This window comes from Acinetobacter nectaris CIP 110549 (assembly GCF_000488215.1).
Lineage (GTDB): Bacteria > Pseudomonadota > Gammaproteobacteria > Pseudomonadales > Moraxellaceae > Acinetobacter > Acinetobacter nectaris.
The window spans coordinates 42,477-62,495 of sequence record NZ_KI530736.1 but is presented as its reverse complement, the minus strand read 5'-3'; the positions used below and the strand labels follow the sequence as shown (position 1 = coordinate 62,495).

22 protein-coding genes and 1 pseudogene are annotated in these 20,019 nt (G+C 33.3%); 12 read left to right on the top strand and 11 right to left on the bottom strand.

The window, feature by feature from the left end; genetic code table 11:
* Positions 1 to 8 precede the first annotated feature (8 nt).
* From P256_RS12020 to P256_RS12000, 5 genes are all read left to right on the top strand, one after another.
* Positions 9 to 617 (top strand): nitroreductase family protein, encoded by a 609-nt coding sequence (locus tag P256_RS12020; RefSeq protein WP_023273963.1) that lies wholly within the window; start codon positions 9 to 11, stop codon positions 615 to 617.
* Positions 618 to 692: 75 nt separating this feature from the next.
* Positions 693 to 1,610: an FAD-dependent oxidoreductase gene (locus P256_RS12015; RefSeq protein WP_023273962.1), complete on the top strand. Its 918-nt coding sequence runs from the start codon at positions 693 to 695 to the stop codon at positions 1,608 to 1,610.
* A gap of 7 nt (positions 1,611 to 1,617) precedes the next feature.
* Positions 1,618 to 1,815, top strand: a complete 198-nt coding sequence (gene thiS, locus P256_RS12010; RefSeq protein WP_023273961.1) for a sulfur carrier protein ThiS — start codon at positions 1,618 to 1,620, stop codon at positions 1,813 to 1,815.
* Between the two features lie 3 nt (positions 1,816 to 1,818).
* Positions 1,819 to 2,580 carry a thiazole synthase gene (locus tag P256_RS12005; protein ID WP_023273960.1) on the top strand — a complete coding sequence of 254 codons (762 nt, stop codon included), beginning with the start codon at positions 1,819 to 1,821 and terminating at the stop codon, positions 2,578 to 2,580.
* 10 nt (positions 2,581 to 2,590) lie between these two features.
* Positions 2,591 to 3,559, top strand: a complete 969-nt coding sequence (locus P256_RS12000) for a HesA/MoeB/ThiF family protein (RefSeq protein WP_023273959.1) — start codon at positions 2,591 to 2,593, stop codon at positions 3,557 to 3,559.
* A 2-nt stretch (positions 3,560 to 3,561) separates the two neighbouring features.
* On the opposite strand, the gene P256_RS11995 is transcribed toward P256_RS12000, so the two are convergent.
* Positions 3,562 to 4,272 carry an IclR family transcriptional regulator domain-containing protein gene (locus tag P256_RS11995; protein ID WP_023273958.1) on the bottom strand — a complete coding sequence of 237 codons (711 nt, stop codon included), beginning with the start codon at positions 4,270 to 4,272 and terminating at the stop codon, positions 3,562 to 3,564.
* Between the two features lie 482 nt (positions 4,273 to 4,754).
* Between P256_RS11995 and P256_RS13520 the strand changes: the two are divergent.
* Positions 4,755 to 5,006 (top strand): annotated as a pseudogene (locus P256_RS13520) (cupin domain-containing protein); the annotation flags it as partial.
* Between the two features lie 101 nt (positions 5,007 to 5,107).
* Here the strand turns inward: P256_RS13520 and P256_RS11990 are convergent.
* The 3 genes from P256_RS11990 to P256_RS11980 form a co-directional block, all read right to left on the bottom strand.
* Positions 5,108 to 6,304, bottom strand: coding sequence for an arabinose transporter (locus P256_RS11990; RefSeq protein WP_023273956.1), 1,197 nt, complete (start codon positions 6,302 to 6,304; stop codon positions 5,108 to 5,110).
* Positions 6,305 to 6,383: 79 nt separating this feature from the next.
* On the bottom strand, positions 6,384 to 7,121 hold the full coding sequence (locus P256_RS11985) for an SDR family oxidoreductase (RefSeq protein WP_023273955.1): 738 nt from the start codon (positions 7,119 to 7,121) through the stop codon (positions 6,384 to 6,386).
* 154 nt (positions 7,122 to 7,275) lie between these two features.
* The gene (locus tag P256_RS11980) at positions 7,276 to 7,815 is read right to left on the bottom strand and encodes a GNAT family N-acetyltransferase (protein ID WP_023273954.1); all 540 of its coding nucleotides are present in this window, start codon (positions 7,813 to 7,815) and stop codon (positions 7,276 to 7,278) included.
* Positions 7,816 to 8,371: 556 nt separating this feature from the next.
* Here P256_RS11980 and P256_RS11975 point away from each other — a divergent pair.
* The 5 genes from P256_RS11975 to leuA all read left to right on the top strand — a co-directional run bounded on the left by P256_RS11975 (position 8,372) and on the right by leuA (position 12,735).
* Positions 8,372 to 8,674, top strand: coding sequence for an ArsR/SmtB family transcription factor (locus P256_RS11975; RefSeq protein ID WP_023273953.1), 303 nt, complete (start codon positions 8,372 to 8,374; stop codon positions 8,672 to 8,674).
* Entirely contained in the window at positions 8,667 to 9,065 is a 399-nt protein-coding gene (locus tag P256_RS11970) for a heme-binding protein (protein WP_023273952.1), read from the top strand. The genes P256_RS11975 and P256_RS11970 overlap by 8 nt, the downstream gene beginning before the upstream one ends.
* On the top strand, positions 9,062 to 9,826 hold the full coding sequence (locus P256_RS11965; protein WP_023273951.1) for an SDR family oxidoreductase: 765 nt from the start codon (positions 9,062 to 9,064) through the stop codon (positions 9,824 to 9,826). Before P256_RS11970 ends, P256_RS11965 begins: the two co-directional genes overlap by 4 nt.
* Before the next feature lie 174 nt (positions 9,827 to 10,000).
* The gene (locus P256_RS11960; RefSeq protein WP_023273950.1) at positions 10,001 to 10,765 is read left to right on the top strand and encodes an AraC family transcriptional regulator; all 765 of its coding nucleotides are present in this window, start codon (positions 10,001 to 10,003) and stop codon (positions 10,763 to 10,765) included.
* Positions 10,766 to 11,040: 275 nt separating this feature from the next.
* Positions 11,041 to 12,735 carry a 2-isopropylmalate synthase gene (gene leuA / locus P256_RS11955; protein ID WP_023273949.1) on the top strand — a complete coding sequence of 565 codons (1,695 nt, stop codon included), beginning with the start codon at positions 11,041 to 11,043 and terminating at the stop codon, positions 12,733 to 12,735.
* A gap of 59 nt (positions 12,736 to 12,794) precedes the next feature.
* Here leuA and P256_RS11950 read toward each other — a convergent pair whose 3' ends face one another.
* The gene (locus P256_RS11950) at positions 12,795 to 13,019 is read right to left on the bottom strand and encodes a DUF6500 family protein (RefSeq protein WP_023273948.1); all 225 of its coding nucleotides are present in this window, start codon (positions 13,017 to 13,019) and stop codon (positions 12,795 to 12,797) included.
* Positions 13,020 to 13,132: 113 nt separating this feature from the next.
* Here P256_RS11950 and P256_RS11945 point away from each other — a divergent pair, with 113 nt between their 5' ends.
* Complete coding sequence (locus P256_RS11945; RefSeq protein WP_023273947.1) at positions 13,133 to 13,666, top strand: YbhB/YbcL family Raf kinase inhibitor-like protein; 534 nt, start codon at positions 13,133 to 13,135, stop codon at positions 13,664 to 13,666.
* Between the two features lie 90 nt (positions 13,667 to 13,756).
* Here P256_RS11945 and P256_RS11940 read toward each other — a convergent pair whose 3' ends face one another.
* The 6 genes from P256_RS11940 to P256_RS11915 form a co-directional block, all read right to left on the bottom strand.
* Positions 13,757 to 15,049, bottom strand: a complete 1,293-nt coding sequence (locus P256_RS11940; RefSeq protein ID WP_023273946.1) for an MFS transporter — start codon at positions 15,047 to 15,049, stop codon at positions 13,757 to 13,759.
* Positions 15,050 to 15,201: 152 nt separating this feature from the next.
* Positions 15,202 to 15,693 carry a flavin reductase gene (locus P256_RS11935; protein ID WP_023273945.1) on the bottom strand — a complete coding sequence of 164 codons (492 nt, stop codon included), beginning with the start codon at positions 15,691 to 15,693 and terminating at the stop codon, positions 15,202 to 15,204.
* Positions 15,694 to 15,809: 116 nt separating this feature from the next.
* Complete coding sequence (locus tag P256_RS11930; RefSeq protein ID WP_023273944.1) at positions 15,810 to 16,838, bottom strand: methionine synthase; 1,029 nt, start codon at positions 16,836 to 16,838, stop codon at positions 15,810 to 15,812.
* A 25-nt stretch (positions 16,839 to 16,863) separates the two neighbouring features.
* A complete protein-coding gene (locus P256_RS11925; protein WP_023273943.1) occupies positions 16,864 to 17,841 on the bottom strand; it encodes a DUF1852 domain-containing protein in 978 nt (325 codons plus the stop codon).
* Positions 17,842 to 18,310: 469 nt separating this feature from the next.
* The gene (locus tag P256_RS11920) at positions 18,311 to 19,213 is read right to left on the bottom strand and encodes a ParB/RepB/Spo0J family partition protein (RefSeq protein WP_023273942.1); all 903 of its coding nucleotides are present in this window, start codon (positions 19,211 to 19,213) and stop codon (positions 18,311 to 18,313) included.
* Positions 19,213 to 19,998: a ParA family protein gene (locus tag P256_RS11915; RefSeq protein WP_023273941.1), complete on the bottom strand. Its 786-nt coding sequence runs from the start codon at positions 19,996 to 19,998 to the stop codon at positions 19,213 to 19,215. Before P256_RS11915 ends, P256_RS11920 begins: the two co-directional genes overlap by 1 nt.
* Positions 19,999 to 20,019 lie beyond the last annotated feature (21 nt).

Genomic DNA, 20,019 nt, shown 5'->3' with positions numbered 1-20,019 from the left:
GGTCATCTATGAATGTTTTAGATGCGATTAAAAATCGCCATTCTGCCAAGAACTTTGATCCAAACTATATCATCAGCTCAGACATAAAAAAGAATCTCCTTGAAATTTGTTTAGAAAATGCACCAAGTGCATTTAATTTACAACACTGGCGGCTTGTTCTGATTGAAGATCAGAAACAAAGAGCTCAAATACGTGAGTTCTCATGGAATCAACCTCAGGTAACTGAATCATCTATGCTAGTTGTTATCACTGCACATAAAAATAGTTGGCAAAATAAAGTTGCTCAACGTGTTTGGAGTGGTGCAACGCAAGATGTGCAAAGTTTTATGATGAGTGCAATAGATCAGTATTACCATGGTCGTTTAGAAGTTCAACGTGATGAGCTTATGCGTAGTGCTGGTATTTTCTCTCAGACACTCATGCTTGCTGCTCAAGAATTTGGTCTAGATAGTTGTTCTATGGTTGGCTTTGATTTTGGAAAAATGGCAGAAGTTATCCATTTACCAAATGACCATGTCATTTGCTTAATGGTTGCTATTGGTAAAAGTACGACTCAACGCTATCCAAAAATAGGAAAGCTTCCTTTTGATGAGGTCATCAAAATAAATAGTTTTTAATAATTTATAGGTGGTATTTAAAATAATATTACCTATAAAAATATATTTTAATCATTATTATATGAGCTACTTACTATGAAATGGTCTATTTTAGGTAATGGTGTCACAGGACTCTGCATTGCTGTTGAACTCACTAAAATGGGAGAAAAATGTGAAGTTATTACATCTGATATTACAGCAGCATCACATTGGGCAGGTGGAATGCTTGCACCGTATTGCGAAACAGAGAGCGCACCATCTTATGTTACAGAACAAGGTATAAAAGCAATTTCATGGTGGTCTAGTACCATCCCTTTAGTACACCAAAATGGTACTTTAGTTATTGCTCCTGCAAGAGACATAGAAGAGTTAAATAGATTTTCAAAAATGACAGATCAACATACTTGGGTTAGACCCCAAGATATTGAATCAGATATCTCCGACCATTTTGAAAGAGGACTGTTCTTTTCTGAAGAAGCCCATTTAGACCCAAGATATGCACTTTCTCAATTACGAGAGTTCTTAGTGAGTAAGGGTGTTCCATTTCATCAAAGTAAACCTAGTGGAACAATTGTCGATTGTCGGGGCATTGCTGCACAAGACAGTTTAAGTGATCTGCGTGCAGTACGTGGAGAAATGCTGATTTTAGAAACACACGATATTCACTTTTCTAGACCTATTCGATTTTTGCACCCAAGATTTCCGTGTTACTTAGTCCCTCGTGATAATGGACGTTTTATGCTAGGTGCCACCATGCTAGAAAGTAATGATCATGGAAAAATTAGTGTAAGAGCTGTTCTTGAACTCTTAACTTCTACTTATGTGATTAACCCAGCATTTGCTGAAGCAAAAATAATTGAAACAGGTGCAGGTTTACGTCCTTCATTTCCTAGCAATTTACCTGAAATTAAGTTTAAAAATGGCAAATACTTTGTGAATGGTATGTATCGTCATGGTTTCCTACTCGCACCAATCATCGCACAAAACTTTATTGCAAGACTTAAAGCAAAATAGGCAGCTTATGAATATTTTTTTAAATGGACAGAAGATTGATACCAAAAGTCAGACGTTAAAAGATCTTTTGTTAGAACAAAGTTTTGATATTAAATGTATTGCAACAGCAATTAACTCTGATTTCATGCCTCGGAAAGCATATGAAACAAAAGTACTAGAAGAAAATATGCATATTGAAGTTGTATCACCCATGCAAAGAGGATAAAAAATGATCTACAACTTTCCTTTAGCATCTAGATTACTTCTTGGTACAGCAGGTTACTCTTCACCTGATCTATTAGAAAAAGCAATTACTGCATCAAATACTGAGATTATTACTGTAAGCCTACGTAGAGAAGGAAAAAAAGGTGGCGAAGAGTTTAGAAATCTTTTAAAGCAAGCAAATAAAAAAGTTCTACCAAATACAGCAGGTTGCTATAGCGTCAAAGAAGCTGTAACAACAGCACATATGGCACGTGAAGTTTTTGGCACAAATTGGATTAAACTAGAAGTCATTGGCCATGCAGATACATTACAGCCAAATCCTTTTAGTTTAGTTGAAGCAGCAAGAATACTTAACCAAGAAGGTTTTGAGGTATTCCCGTATACAACTGAAGACTTAGTCATTGCAGAAAAGTTAGTACAAGTTGGGTGTAAGGTACTTATGCCTTGGGCTGCACCTATTGGTTCAGGACAGCGCATACGTAATGTTGAAGGACTCCGCGCAATGCGATCTTATTTTTCAGATATTCCTCTTATTGTCGATGCAGGTATTGGCGCACCCAGTCAAGCTGCAAAAGTAATGGAAATGGGGTTTGATGCTGTACTACTTAATACCGCGGTATCTAAAGCAAAAGACCCTATTCAAATGGCTCAAGCATTTAAGCTAGCAATTGAGGCAGGACATATTGCCTATAAAGCAGGGTTAATGCCCAAAAGAGATATGGCACATGCATCTACTCCTGCATATGGATTAGCTAAACTAATTTAGGAATATATAAGTGCGCTATCAAAGACAAATACAACTTAAAGAAATTGGTGAAATAGGACAGAAAAAGCTTCAACATGCAAAAGTTCTTGTAGTCGGTGCAGGTGGCTTAGGTTGCCAAGTTCTACCACTTTTAGTTGGAGCTGGTATTGGTTTTATTCGATTGTATGATGCTGATATCGTCGATGAAAGCAATTTGCATCGTCAAACTTTATATAGAATGCAAGACATTGGTCAGAGTAAGGCATTAACTGCAAAAAATACCCTAAAGCATTTAAACCCCTATGTCACTATAGAAACACATACAACTCGATTATATATTTCTAATGCTAATTTGGCATTGCAAGATATTGATATAGTTATTGATGCTGCAGATAATTTTGCAACAACATATATATTATCTGACCAATGTATGCAAATGAACATACCACTTGTCAGTGCATCAGTGATGATGAGAATGGGATATGTCGGTGCATTTTGTGCAGGTTATCCAAGTTATCGAGCAATTTTCCCACATGTACCCAAAGCTATAGGAAGTTGTAATACAGAGGGTGTTATGGGGACGGCCGTTGCTGTTATTGGTTCAATGCAAGCTCAGGTTGCTCTAAGTATCTTATTAGAGTTCTATCCATCGCCTTTAGGTAAACTTTTTCAATTCGATTTCTCAACATGGCAAAATACTATTATTAATTTTCATCTTGCAGAAGAAAATCATATAAAATCACATATAAAATTTATAGATTCATCCGAAATTGATACAGATGATTATGTTATTGAACTAAGATCTAATGAAGAAATTAATACTTCAAACTCCATTGAATATAATATTCAAATAAACTTTGAAAAAAGTATTAATTTTATACCTCAAACAAAGCAACGTACTGTCCTTGTATGTAAGACGGGTATGCGTGCACTAAACTTTGCAAGCCATTTAGAAGAAAAAGGGGTTAATAATCTTGCTATTATTGCTATGGGCATCTAGTTCTAGAAGTCCATCGTATCTTGATTCAAGAATTTTTTCACATTTATACATATGCTTTCATTGATATAATTATCTGTCGTCACAACGGTAACAACAGCACTGAATTTGTTTTTATCAAAGATAGGAAATGCAACACATGAAATAGATGCATCTACCTCTCGAATATCTAAAGCATATCCTTTTTCTTGAATTTTCTTAATTTTATCTTCAATGATAGGGGTTATATAATTTCCCTTTCTCATGGAAGAAAGTAACTTTTTATCATAAGCGAGGAATATATTTCCTGTTGCTGAAGATACCATGGATACAAAGGGACTTCTTTTCTTATTATCTTTAAGCTTATATTCTTTTTCTATGTAATCTAAAATTACATAATGATGGCTACCCGATTTAATAGCAATTAGACATGTATTTCCACTCAGATCAGCTATCTTTTCTATTTTAGGTCTAAATTTTTGTATTAGGTCATCATAGTAGCCATTTTTTCGTCCTGCCAATAGTGACAAACGAATATTAGGACTATAGTTACCTTTATTATTAATTACATAACCTAAAATGACTAACGTATTTAAAAGAGCATGAAGTGTTGTCTTATTGACAGAAAGTAAAAGTGATAGTTCATCCAGACTCATTTCACGGTTTGAAGCACTTAATAACTCAAGTACGAAGAATGTTCTTTCAACGGTCTTTAAAACTTTATTTTCATTACTCATACATATTGTCTTAATCTAAAAACATTGAACTCAATAATCAACGATTATATTTTTATAAATTACTTAATATTCAAATATTATAGCAAATTTAACGATATTTTATTCAAAATACCTATTTTAAAATTAGACTTTGTAACATATTAGACAACTCAATCCTTTAAAAAATATAATGCGAATATTGGTTAAGGTTAAATAATAAGCATCAAGGATATAGAGTTCGTATTTATACAATTCAAAATTAATTATGAGGTTCACTATTAGTAAATATTCTTAATGGAAGAAAACTTATGAACTTTTTAAAACAGTTAACTACAACTTTTCTCATATCTATTGCGAGTTTACATACAGTTTATGCTCATGAAGAATCACAATCTGCAAAAGTTGATATGTTATTAACCACACAAAAAGCATGAGATGGTACTCATTATAAGCAATATCCTAAAGGTAAACCCGAGTTATCAGTACTTAAATTCCATTTAAGCCCTAACTCAGATTTACCTTGGCATACTCACCCTTATCCAAATGCTGGTTATGTATTACAGGGTACTTTAACTATTGAGAATAAAGCTGGGGTTAAAAAAACCTTTAAGCAAGGTAAGGCATTTGCTGAATCTGTAAACGATGTGCATAGAGGCGTTACGGGTCCAGATGGAGCAACATTAATTGTAGTTTACTCTGGAGTACATGATATTTCTCAATCTAAACCTGAACCTGGGGAGAAGCCAGAGTTTTAGCAAAATCTAGGTATAAGTAATAAAAGGTAAAAGCTTATTACTCAAAAGCCAATATAGATATATTGGCTTTTAGGCATTAAAATAATCTTTATAAATCCTTTTCATATCAGAACAGCAGAGCGTTTCAACAATATAACGATAACAATTGAAGTGCTTAAAACAATAAATGCGCTTATTAAAAATATATGAGCAACTCCAAAGCTACCCCCAATTAATCCAAGCATAGGACCACCCAGAGCCATAGCAACATCAAGAAAAGCCGTATAAATTCCCATTGCTATACCACGATTTTGGGACGTTGCTTTTGCCATAGCTTCCACGCCTAACCCAGGATAAACTAATGAATATCCCAAACCTGCTAATGCTGCCCCAACTGATGCAGTTAAAGCATTTTTTGCTTCCCACATTACAAATAGACCCAATGCTTGCACAAATACAAAAATTAATGCAATAACTGCACCCCTAAACTGATCGGGTAAATGCCCCAAGAACATACGAGTGATAATTAAAGTTATACCAAAAGTTGTAAAAGCCAACCAGACAGGTTGCCAGTGCATTGTATTATAGTAAAGTGAGCTAAAAGAAATAATGGTACAATAACCAATACTTGCAAGTGCAGCTCCAAGACCAGGTAGCCATACAAACTGGATTACAGATTGAAAAGTAGCCGTATCTTTTTGTGGTTTAGGAAGAATACTCGGTACAGCTCTCAAATAGATTAAAATAGCTAAAGGTAAAAGCAAAGTTAAAAAGGCAATTGCTTTAAAACCCCAAAGGTTAAAAAGAAATATACCTATTGGGCCACTAAAAGCCATTGCTGCAAACATTGCTGTTCCCATCCAAGCAATGACTTTACCAGCATGTTTTTTATCTACTAAGGCAAGTCCCCAAGAAATACTACCTGTGATAATAAAGCTTTCCGCAGCTCCAAGAATAGCTCGACCTATTAGCAATAATATAATAGAGCAATCTTTTTCATCTATAGTAAAAATAGATAGAAAATATAAAATACCAGCTATACTTGCTAAAACCAATCCAAAAACAACACTTGGTTTCGTCCCATAAGTATCAGAAAAACGCCCCGACCAAATACGTGAAATCAAAGATGCAGCAAATTGTGCACCTGCAATAATACCAATAATAAAAGTTCCAAAGCCTAAATTATTTCTGATATGCAAAGGTAAAACTGGAAGTGCCCCTCCAATAATTATGAAACTAATAAATACCGTAAGCATAATTGGGAATAGTTTTATTAAGACAAAAGAAGACTTTCTTTCCTTGGATAAGTTGAAAGCCATTAAAAATATCTCCATGAATACAACTGAAGAACTAAGGGCTAAAAATGCACCCTTAGATATCAAGTGGCCTAACTAGTAGTTAGTAAGATTGAACTGTAGGGCGGAATACTATTTCATTAATATCTATCTCTTGCGGCTGAGATATCGCAAAAGCAACTACATTTGCAAATGAACTTGCTGAAAGCGCACTTTCATATGTCTTTGCCATCCCTTTTGCAATGTCTTCGTCAGTAATCGTATTTGTCAACTCTGTTGCTATTGCACCTGGAGATACTATTGTAGTGCGAATATTCCAAGGTTTAACTTCTTGACGAAGCCCTTCAGAGATAGCTCTTACAGCCCATTTTGTTCCTGCATAAACAGCACCTCCTGGACCTACTTTATGGCCAGCAACAGAAGATACATTAATAATTTGACCTGATTTTTGTTTTTGCATATAAGGTAAAGCTGCTGCTATGCCATATAAAACACCCTTAATATTGACATCAATCATGCTATCCCATTCATCTACTTTCAATTTATCTAGCATTGAACTAGGCATTAAACCAGCATTATTGATAATGACATCAATTCTTCCATAAATTTCAATTGCTCGATCGACAAGCGCTTGGACTTGAACTCGCTGAGTTACATCCATTTTTAAAACTGCTCTAGAATCTAGCTTTAGATCTATTGCAAGCTTTTCTAACTTGTCTATACGACGTGCACCCAATACCAAATTAGCACCTAAACCTGCTAAAAGACGTGCAGTTTCTTCACCCAATCCACTACTTGCACCTGTAATTACAATAACTTTTGACTTAATATTTTTAGACATAGTTAACTCTTTATATTAATTAAAAACTTTAAGTCATTAATATAAAGATGATTCAGTAGAAGTGTTTCTCTGATTCTTTCGTATTTTTGCCTAATTCTCCAATACAAAGAAAAATTAGATAGATTTCTATCAAATTATTTATTTTTTAATAGTATCAATCATTAATGAAGCTAGTTAATATATGATCTTTCCATACACCGTTAAGTTTTAAATATTTTCTTGCATATCCTTCTCTCTCAAATCCTAATTTATGTAATAATTTTGCACTACGATAATTCTCTGGAACATAATTTGCCATAATCCGATTAAGTCCTAACTCATCAGTGACATAATTCATTGCAAATTGAAGAGATTTAAACATGATTCCCTTACCTTGATATTTTTCGTCTAATGCATATCCTAAATAGCATGAAAGGAATGCCCCATATATAATCTGATCAAAATTAATAATTCCAATAGTTTGATTTGCACTTTTTAATATAAAACATACTGATTTTCCGTTCATAAAAGATTGTCGATAGTCAAAAATTTTAGATTCCCAATAATCTTCTTCATAAAAGTCTAAACTTCGTAGTGGCATTGACTTCTGTAAGTGGTCCTTGTTTCTTGTATAGAAAGAAACTAACTCTCTAGGTTCACACTGATACAAAGCAACTATACTTATATTGTCTATTTTTATTTGTGGATGATTCATACTCTTCCCTTTGATATATTTATAATTTTAGAGTTAATATCTACATATTTTTATTAAACGCTGCTAAAGGTTTGTGTCATGATCGGTCATTATTTATTTGTTATCACATTACTTTTAATAATGAAATAATACTATTTCTGCTGTCCATTTCACTTAACAGAAGATCTTACATTCTCAAAAATACATTATAAAATTAATATAGTCTTCTATTCACAAAAATTTAAATTATATAGTAATTTGATTTTTTTAGAAAAAAACTTGATTCTTTTAAATATCATACTCATTTTTCAAATTTCTTATATAAAATTACTGCACTACTTTTATCGAATATTCTTCTGACTTTATTACAATATTCTAAAAAAAAGAAAGACCTACTTTGGGGTTTAGTAGGTCTCGATTGGGGATACAACTTTATATTTATAATAAATGTATAATATACAAATCTGTCTACTTTGTCACGAAAAATTTTACTCTTGCGGTATATTTTACTTCCTATTGACAGTTTAGTTAGAATTTACTAATATTAAAAAATACTAACATTAGGAATAATTAACTAATGAAAGATTTAAGTGATACCTTTCAAGAAGCAGTCAAAGCAACTAGCTTTCTAAAAATCATTAGTAATCCTCAACGACTATTAATGATCTGTGCTGTGATGAAAAGTCCTGGTTTGACAAATGGTGAAATTGCCTCTGAATGCGACTTAAGTATTTCTGCAACCTCTCAGCATTTAACAAAGATGTGTGATGAAGGAATTCTTTATAAACAAAAGGAATCACAGAAAAGTAAGTACTATGTGAAAGAAAAGACAACTGAAGATATTGTTTGTGCATTAAAGAAGGCTTTCTCTAATGAATAATATAGATATTTCTAATTTCATTATACAAGCCAAAGCATTAGTAAAAAATTTTGATGTTGGCCTATGCATCACGATACTCAATGCATCTGGCAACAAAGAGTTCTTTATTAGTCTTGGTGAAATTAGACCATGTAGTATAGATATGTCTGAAAAAAAGGCTAAAACTGCATATAACTTTATGGGAGATAACCATCAGATATATAACCTCCTAAAAGGTTTAGGAGATATGCCTCTTATTTCTAGTGAATACTGTTTCATTGCTGGCGGAAAGTATCTTTCCGATCAATTTGGTAATAAAAAATTCTTGGGAGTCTCATCTAGTGATCCAAGTAAAGATTTAGAGATAGCAAAAATTATTGCTAACGATTTAATGTCAGGAGGTGGAAAATGAAGAAAGTTCTTATTACAGGTGCAGGTAGTGGATTTGGAAAGCTTTATACAATAGAACTTGCTAAACGTGGTTATGATGTATATGCAGGTGTAGAAGTTACAAATCAGATTACATCATTAAAAAATGAGTTAAAAGTAAATGGCTTATCTGCCAATATATTTAAGCTAGATATATGTAATGAACTAGACCAAAATTATGTAAGTAACTTGGATCTAGATATCTTGGTCAATAATGCTGGTATTGGCGAAGGTGGATCTTTAGTTGATATGCCAAACCAAGTTTTAAGGAATCAATTTGAAGTTAACTTTTTCTCAACTATGAATTTAACTCAAAAAGTGATTCGTAAATTTATTCAGAAAAAATCTGGTAGAGTAGTTTTTATATCATCAATAGGTGGCATTGTTTCTTTAGAAAAATATGGTGCGTATTGTGGTTCTAAACATGCTTTAGAGGCAGCTGCACAGGCTCTGAAACAAGAAGTTGAAGCTTTCGGTGTAAGCATTTCTACTATTAACCCTGGCCCTTATGCAACAGGGTTCAATGATAGAATGACTGAGGCATCAAATGCTTGGCATGATCCTGAAAAATCTATGATTAATCATGATAACCCATCATTTGAGCAAGAGCAGTATCCTGAAGATATGGACATTGTTAAGATGGTGGATGTTATTATTAACCCACAATCAAATTTTAGAAACTTGTTTCCATCAGAAATTCATCAACCAATTAAAGCAATGCAAGATCGTGTTTGGGAAGCTTAAATAGCAACACAGCACTATTTATTTACTAAAATTCAAAAGCCAACATAAATATATGTTGGCTTTTTTATAATACTTAACATTTCATACGAAGATAACTAGATATCCTATTGAAAAACTTTTCTTTTATCTAAAAGTGATTAAACTCATTTTTAGATATTTAAAAAGACTTATATTATGAATTACCTTCATGGGCAATTAAATTACGCTGTCTATGCTTATGCCCAATCGTACCCTAGTGGCTATATAGAAGACATGCACCAACATGATCGAATACAGCTGTTACATACTTTATCTGGGGTTATTCATGTTCAAACAGCAGAAGGAATTTGGGTAATTCCACCTACTAAAGGAATATGGATTCCCGAAAATAAAAAGCATTCAATTACTATATTCGGAGAAGTTGAAGCTAGAGGAGTATTTGTCGAGCCATTTGCACGTGCAGACCTTAATACACAATGTAGTGTAGTTGCTATTCCAAAACTTCTTTCAGAGCTTATTAACCAAGCTGTAGAGATTAAAACAGACGTGCTTCCTCACACTAGAAATGAGCGACTTTTAGAGCTTATATTAGATGAGTTACGATTTTTAAAAGAAATACCTTTTCAACTACCTGAGGCACAGTCTAGTCTTTTGAAAAAGATTTGTAATAATATTAAAAAAGACCTTTCTATAATTCCATCTCTTAGTGATATTGCAAAGCAGTATCACTTAAGTACTAAAACACTTTCTAGGCTTTTTCAGAAGGAAATGAATTTAAGTTTCAGCATATGGTTAAAGCAAGCAAAACTATTACAGGCATTAACTGACCTAGAAATGAAAAAATCCATTTTAAGTATTGCTTTAGATTTAGGATATTCAAGCCCTAGCGCATTTTCTTATATGTTCAAAAGAGAAATGGGAATGACTCCAACTGAGTACATAAATAAAAAATACTACTAACCAATATTTTAATTGCAGAACCAACAACTACTTGAACATCTATATTGAAGTAAAAAGCCTTAGATTCTTAATTTTAAGAATTTTATTGTTAAGGTAATAGATTAAAGACAAGCTTAATGCTTTATAAAAATATAAACAGCAATTTATGCTAATTCCTTAAACAGGATATACATTGTATTAAAATGTCTTTTATTCAATAGTATTTGTCTTTCTATCAAAAGAAAGCCATAGAATAATGCTTCATGATGATATCTATTACAATATAGAGAAAAATTATGTTAGCTCACCCTCAAAATAAATATCGTCAATTTGAATCTTTTGACTTTCCAGAACGTTCTTGGCCAAATAAACAAATTACTCAGGCCCCTATTTGGTGCTCTACAGATTTAAGAGACGGTAACCAAGCTCTAGCTAATCCAATGGATCAGTACAAAAAAAATAAGTTTTTTCAAAGTTTAGTTGAGTGTGGATTTAAACAAATTGAAGTTGCTTTTCCTGCAGCATCAGAAACTGATTTTCATTTCGTACGAAACCTTATTGAGAAAAATAAAATTCCTGATGATGTTTCTATTCAGGTCATGACTCAAGCTAGATCAGATTTAATTGAAAGAACTTTTGAATCTTTAGTCGGTGTTAAACAGGCTATTGTTCATGTTTATAATGCAACAGCAGAAGTTTTCCGTAGAATCGTTTTTCAAAAAACAAAACAAGAAATCATTGAATTAGCTATTGAGTCAACAAGGCAAGTTAAATCTTTATGTCTACAACATCCTGAAACTAAATGGACATATCAGTATTCCCCAGAAACATTTTGCTTTACAGAAATTGAGTTCGCTTTAGAAATTTGTGAAGCAGTCGCTAAAATTTGGGAACCAAGCCCTGAATATCCTATGATTATTAACTTACCAACTACAGTAGAGGTAAGTACTCCAAATATTTTTGCCGACCAAATAGAATATTTCTGCAAAAGCTTTTCTAAAAGAAATCACGTTTGTATTAGTGTTCATCCACATAATGATAGAGGAACTGGTGTAGCCACCGCAGAGCTTGCTTTGCTTGCAGGTGCCGACAGAGTTGAGGGCTGTCTATTTGGTAATGGTGAACGTACAGGTAATGTCGATTTAGTAAATATCGCTTTAAACATGTATACGCAAGGTATATCTCCAAAGCTAGATTTTTCCGATATAAAAAACATTGCAGAAGTAGTTAAAGAGTGTAATGAACTACCAATACACCCACGCCATCCATATGTAGGTGACTTAGTCTTTACAGCTTTCTCTGGAAGTCATCAAGATGCTATTAAGAAAGGATTTAAAGCAAGGAAATCTCAGAAGCATCAATACTGGGAAGTCCCATACTTACCTATAGACCCTGCTGATTTAGGTGCAAGTTATGAGGCTGTTATTCGAGTAAATAGTCAATCCGGTAAAAGTGGTACTGCATGGGTGCTACAACAAAATCATGGTATAGAACTTCCCATCGAATTACAGAAAGATTTTAGCCAAATTGTCCAAAAGGTTACTGATAGCAGAAATGCTGAATTATCTCATGCTGAAATTTGGAAAATATTTCAAAAAGAATATGGAATAAACCCAACAGAAGTAGATTTTAAGCTTATAAATTACCAGTCACAAAAGCAAAATGAAATTTATAAAGTTCAAATATCTATTAGCATAAAAGATGAAGTAATTCATCTAGTAGGCTCAGGTAATGGATTATTATCTGCTTCAGTTCAAGCTTTAAATACAAAGTGGTCATATCAACTCAAAATTTCTGAATATTCAGAACATGCTTTAGGTAGACATACAGGTAGTCGGTCTATTAGTTATATTCGTTGTACAGATTTAGATGGGTATATCTATTGGGGAGTTTCGATAGATACCGATATCGCAACAGCATCTATTCAAGCATTGCTCAATGGCTTTAGTCAGTGTTATCAAAATAATGCTTTGGTAAAGGCTAGCTCTTAATTCACAAGTTAGGAATAAGAGGTTAACTCTTATTCCTAACCTGTTTCTTACACTATATCTCAATTGTTTAGTTCATCTAAAATAAGATTTTTCACTTTTACTGCTTTTTCAAAATGGTCTAACCGATGCTTTATAATCCACCAATGAGCTGCTTCCATAAGTAGTTCAGGGTCATCATTTTTGTTTTTAAAGAAAGCATAGAAAGATAAACCAACATTTTCTCCCTTTTTCTCAATCTTTGCATTACACCCATCAATAAAAACTTCCTGTAATTTTTCTCTCATATTGGGCACAACATATTATAAATATTAGTTATATTTTATCTTAAAATAAATCATTTTTCATTATAAATAATACATATATGATTAAAACAGACAATGATAGAAGATTATAACATATGAAAAAAATTTGCTTAGTAATCGCTTTAGCAGCTTATACCATAGATGCCTTTGCCCAAAATAATTCAAGTTTCTCCATTCAAATCCCAAATATTGATATAACTAGACCTCTTTCTCAACAGTATTTATCCAATGCCTTTGGCTGTACAGGTAAAAATATTCGCCCTCAATTGAAATGGAGTAACCCTCCAAAAAATACTAAAAGTTTCGCAATAACTTTTTATGATAAAGATGCACCAACGGGCAGTGGATTTTGGCAATGGATAGTCATTGATATTCCTAAAACAACAACAGTTATAGAACCATTTAGCCTTCCTAAAGGCGCAAAACAACAGAAAAATGATGCAGGCTCAATTAACTGGTTGGGGCCATGCCCTCCTATAGGAAGCACTCATCAATATGAAATAAAAGTATATGCACTTAATGTAGAAAACTTACCTATAACGTTTGGTAATAGTGCAGCACTCATAGGATATTTTTTACATTTACACTCTATTGGCGTTGCTAGCCAAAGATTAACAGTATCAAGATAAAATTATTATAATATTTTTATTAAAGGTTTATAAAATAAGGAGAAGCGTATTTTTAAGAAAAATTCGCTCCTCCTTGCTTTAGTATTTTTATTAAGTACTTAATGTATTCTCATCTTTTGTTTCGCGTATACATAAAAAAGCCAATAAAGAAAGTAATGATGCTCCACATAAATAATAGCCAACTGCTGCAATACCATAGCTTTGAGCAAGTTTGGTAGCAATAAGCGGTGCAAATGATGCCCCAAGAATACTTGCTAAGTTATATGCTAAAGCAGAACCTGTATAACGAACAGAAACTGGAAATATCTCCGATAATATTGTCCCTATTGGACCATAAGTAAGCCCCATAATACTTAATCCAGTACATAAAAAAGTAAGTACAGATATAGGACTATTTGGAATAAAGAAATAAGAGAAAACCAAACCAAAGAGAATAGAAATGATACATATACAAATTGATGTTTTCTTTCGCCCAAATTTTTCAGATAACACTGCTGAAATAGGAATGCAGGCTGCAAAACCTAAGGTTGCAATCAATTGCATTTTTAAAAAAACATCACGACTATAACCTAAAGCCGTTGTTCCCCAATTAAGAGAAAATACAGTCATTAAATAAAATAATACCAAAGTACATACTGTCGCTAAAGTGCCTAATATTACTTGTTTAGAATGATGAGCTAAAACTTGCTTAAAAGGGGCTTTCTCTTCTTCATGCTTACTAATCACTTTCTGAAATACAGGAGTCTCATGTAGTTTTAATCGAATATACAGACCCAAAATTACAAGTAAAGCACTAGCAATAAAAGGAATACGCCACCCCCATGCTAGAAATTCTTCATTTGAAATAAGTGCTCCCAATATAAGAAATGAGCTTACTGCTAAAATAAAGCCTAGAGGTGCACCCAATTGGGGAAACATACCATACCAAGCACGTTTTCCTTTTGGTGCATTTTCGGTTGCAAGTAGAACTGCTCCACTCCACTCTCCACTTAGTCCTAACCCTTGTCCTAAACGACATAAAGCAAGTAACAATGGTGCAAAAACGCCTATTTGTGCATAGCTTGGCAATAGTCCAATAGCTACTGTAGAAAACCCCATCAAAAGCAATGCTGCTACAAGCGTAGCTTTACGTCCAATACGATCCCCAAGATGTCCAAATATTGCAGCTCCAATTGGGCGTGCCACGAAAGCAATTGCAAATGTTGCAAGTGATTGTAGTATTGCTGCACTTCCACTGCTTGTTGGAAAAAATAGATGTGGAAATACGAGTACAGCAGCTGTTGCATAGATATAAAAATCAAAAAACTCTATTGTCGTACCAATCAAGCTTGCCAAAAGGACACGAGTTTTAGAGTTTGTGTGAGAATGTATTGTAGATTCCATGAGAAACCAGATGTTTTATAAGAATTTATAGATAGAGTTCAAAGCTCAAGTGGAATAACTTTCTAGAAAAAAATAACTTGCTTACTTGTAGTTAATCTAGAATAAAACAAAGAAAGACATATCTTATTTTAAATATGTACTATCAACAAAAATTAAGTAGTTTCAGATTGCCCAACGTGATGATAAGCACGATTAAAATACACTAGACTTTTGTCATGTTCACTTTGTTGAATTGCTTTAATATGGCAAATAAAAATAGTATGTGTTCCAACCTCTTGAATTTGATCAATCTGACAGTCAAAACTCACTAGTGCATCTTCTAATACTGGTGAACCTGTTTCAAGCTCAGTCCACTCACCACATTCAAAACGCTCTTCTGGACTCATTTTAGATGCAAATGCTTTAGAAATATGCTGATGGTGTGCTTTCAGAACATTTACAGACAGTATTTTGTTTTCAACAAAATGTACATGTGAGTTAGAAGCTTTATTCATACATACCAATAATGTTGGTGGGGTATCTGTCACACTACATACAGCAGATGCTGTAAACCCGTAACGACCTGATGAACCTACTGTAGTGACTACATTTACTGCACTTGTTAGCAATGACATTGCATTTTTAAATTCGGTCACTTCAATCATCACTCTATTCCTAAAACTTTTCATTGTTTGACGATAATAGCTCATCGTCAATAATCTTTTGAGTTAGGGCTATTCAGATGAAGAATAGCCCTTTACATACACTATATTTTTCGGTACTAAGCTGAAAGTTCTTTTCTAATAATTTCAGCACCTGCACTTAGAGCATTAAGCTTCCCTCTTGCTACTTGGCGAGAAAGAGGAGCCATACCGCAGTTCGTACAAGGGTAAAGCTTATCTGCATCTACAAACTGAAGTGCTTTACGTAATGTATTGGCAACCTCTTCAGGTGTTTCAATCGTATTCGTTGCTACATCAATAGCCCCGACCATTACCTTTTTACCTCGAATTAGCTCAAGCAAATCCATTGGTACATGAGAGTTATGACACTCAAGAGAGATAAGATCTATACTAGATGTTTGTAGTTTAGGAAAAGCTTCTTCGTACTGTCTCCATTCCGACCCTAGAGTCTTTTTCCAATCAGTATTGGCTTTAATACCATAACCATAGCAAATATGTACGGCTGTTTCACATTTTAGCCCTTCAATTGCTCGTTCTAACGTCGCAATCCCCCAATCATTCACTTCATCGAAGAAAACATTGAATGCAGGTTCATCAAATTGAATGATATCAACACCTGCCGCTTCGAGTTCTCTCGCTTCTTGATTCAAGATTTTTGCAAATTCCCAAGCTAATTTTTCACGGCTTTTATAGTGATTATCATAAAGTGTATCAATCATTGTCATTGGACCAGGAAGAGCCCATTTAATAGGTTGGTTAGTCTTTTGACGTAAGAACTTAGCATCTTCAACAAAAACTGGTTTTTGGCGTGCAACAGCTCCAACAACAGTCGGCACACTCGCATCATAACGATCACGAATTTTGACTGTCTCACGTTTTTCAAAATCGACACCACTCAAGTGCTCTATAAAAGTCGTTACAAAGTGTTGACGAGACTGCTCACCATCGCTAACGATGTCAATTCCTGCAAGCTGTTGCTCTTGTAAAGAGAGTAATAAAGCATCTTGTTTACCTTCAACCAACTCTTGATCACTTAACTTCCAAGGTGACCAAAGTTTTTCAGGTTGAGCAAGCCAAGAAGGTTTCGGTAAGCTACCTGCTGTCGATGTCGGTAATAATTTTTTCATAATCGTATCTTCTATATTTTGTTAATTAGTTAGAGTAGCTCTCAGCCCACTTTTCAAGAATATCTTTATATGGCTTGATAAATTGCTCTTCAGTAAATTTGCCTTGTTGAACTGCCAACAGTCCACGTTCCTCTCGATCATAAACAATTTGAGTGAATGAATGATCTTGATTTTTTAGACTTGGCTGATAGGTTTTTCCTGCTGCTGCATTTGCGTTGTAGATTTCAGGTCTATAAATACGCTGAAATGTTTCCATGGTACTAATCGTACCAATTAGCTCAAGATTCGTATAATCACTGAGTAAATCTCCACGGAAATAGAATGCTAAAGGTGCAACACTATTTTTAGGCATAAAGTAACGAACTTTTAAACCCATCTTCCCAAAATACTGATCTGTCAAAGAGAAATCGTCCTGCTTATATTCAACACCTAAAATAGGATGCTGATTTTCAGTTCGGTGATATGTCTTCGTTGTTGATACACTTAAACAGATGACTGGTGGCTTGCTAAAATTTTCCGTGTAAGATTTTGAGCTAACAAAATTCTTAAATAACTTCCCATGTAAATCACCAAAATTTTCTGGGATACTAAATTTAGTCTGATCTTTATTATGTTCTAATAGTAATATACTAAAATCATAATCTCTGACATAAGAAGAGAAGTTATTACCAACAATCCCTTCTATACGTGTACTGCTATGATGATCAACAATACTCGTTTTTAATATTTCAATACTCGGAAAAGATTCAGCATTACTTTCAATGTTCATATCGACAGAAATAATATCGAGTTCAACAGAGTAACGATCTCCTTGTGGATTATCCCACTCAGCTAAACTATTAAAACGATTGTTAATCATTTTTAAAGTATTACGTAAGTTTTCTTCACGGCTTTCGCCTCTCGCGAGGTTAGCAAAGTTAGTCGTGATACGTGTATTACTCGAAGGGCGATAGTTTTCATCGAAACGAATGCTTTTAATGTTAAACGTAAAATCTTTATTCATTGTGATCTAATACCCTAATTTCTGCGATAAAACTTGAATGTGCTGCTTGCTCTTTCTTTTCAATGTTCCTCTGATTTACTTTCTTTTTAATTTACCTATTGGCTTATTAATTCATAGAAAGTAGTGATTAGATTCTCTATCGTTAAGAGCATGGTTTAATTTATACCGCAATACATAAGTGAATGAAAGTGATTTTGTTTCACAGGAATGTGAATTAAATTCACTTTATCTAAATTATATAAGTATTAAGACAAATCAAAAACTGATGGACATACAAATATTTTTTAGGCCTAGCTTTAGTTAAACTAAATATGAAATTATTCAGAGAGTTTTTAGCTTTATTCTATAGTTTTTTTCTTTATACATATTTATAAAGGAAGTTTAAAAACTATGCACCAAAAAAATCTTAGGTATTGAGTAGAATGCTAGAAATTTAAAAAATCTAAGAATAAAAAAGTGTAGCAAGTTGCTACACTTTTTTATTCTTTAAAAGCTCTTGGAAAAAAGCCTCAATATTAGCTATATCCTTTTCAGATACACTATTAATATCTAAGTTTACTTTGAGCATGTTATTATTAAAGAAAATTCGACCAATTTTCTGATCATCATATTTTATATCACTTGTAATAGTATTCGCACTCTTTATTTCTTTAGGTTTTTTAACCAATTTCTTCTCTGCAATACTTATAATTTTTGTTTGTTCGCATTTACCTTTTATAAAAAATCTCCATATTTCCCCTAAGACATCTTCACTCTCTTTTGAAGAATGATGCGCTAAATATTTCTTTATTTCAGTAGCAACAGTACGTCCTATTAATTTAGGTTGGTTAGACAGATCTAAAATCATATATTCAGGTAACTTCTCAAATGAAAGGTATTTATACATATCTTCACGATTCATACCTAAGGACTTTGCAAGCTTTGTCTTATTCTTTTTTATCGCTTCATTAAGAGAAGATAACCCAAGGTAAATTTCATAATCACTCAGATCCTCTCGCTTTAGATTTTCAGCAAGCGTTAGCAAAGCGACATCATCATCTGAAGCATCAATAATAATCGCATCGATATTTGTTTTTAATAACAATTGGTGTGCTTTTAAACGCCTTTCGCCAGAGATTAGTTCATATCCACTTTGAATACGTCTTACAGATATCGGTTGTAATAATCCTATTTCGCTTATTGAATCTGCTAGGCTATGCAGTTCGGTATCATCAAAAACTTTTCTAGGTTGATTCGGACTAGGTACAATTTCTGAAAGCTTAATATTTCGACGAAACTCTTTTTCGTTAGTAAACTGCTCTTTTTGTGCATCCGTATGCTTCTGCGTATTTTGCTGTAGCTTCTTTGCTAATAATTCTTTTGCACTACTCATTATTTCAATCTCATTAGAATTTCATTTGTTAAATCTTGAAATGCCAATCTAATTTTAGATTTTTTATCTAAAGCAATAAGTGACTGTTTTAAAATTGCAGCTTGATTGACTTTTGTACTTGTTGGAATTGTTGTATTAAATAAATATCCAACCGTATTTTCAGTCTCATCTTGTATAAGCTTACATACGTTCTGACGCTTATCATGCTTAATAAGCAGAGTTCCCAATAATTTAAGATTAGGATTAATTCGATTTATTTTACTGATATGATTAATAAGATCTGTAACCCCATACAAACCATATTGTGATCCTGATTCAATTGGAATAATTACACTATCTGCCGCAGATAAAGCATTACTTGTTAATATTTTTAAGCTTGGTGGACAGTCAATTAAAATAAAATCATATATGCCTACTAATGGTTCTAACTTAGATTTTAACTCTTCATTTGGTCGTGGCGAATATTCTTTTAATTGATCTTCTGTTTTTCCTAAATTGAGAGAACCATATATTAATGAAACATTTCTAAAAGATGTTTCCTCTTCTAAAGCATCGATCAATAAATTGTTATCTGAGCTAAGTAATTCTGCTGAGGTCACTTCTACTTCACTAGGGTGCTTAGTTCCTATATGTAGACTCGCATTTGCCTGTGGATCTAAATCTACAACAAGCACTTTTTTACCAGATTCAACAAGCTCTGCTGCCAAATGCACAACAGTTGATGTTTTACCACAACCACCTTTATGGTTAGCAACCGCAATAATTTGTGTTTGAGTCATTTCCATAATTTAGCTATTTCGTATTCA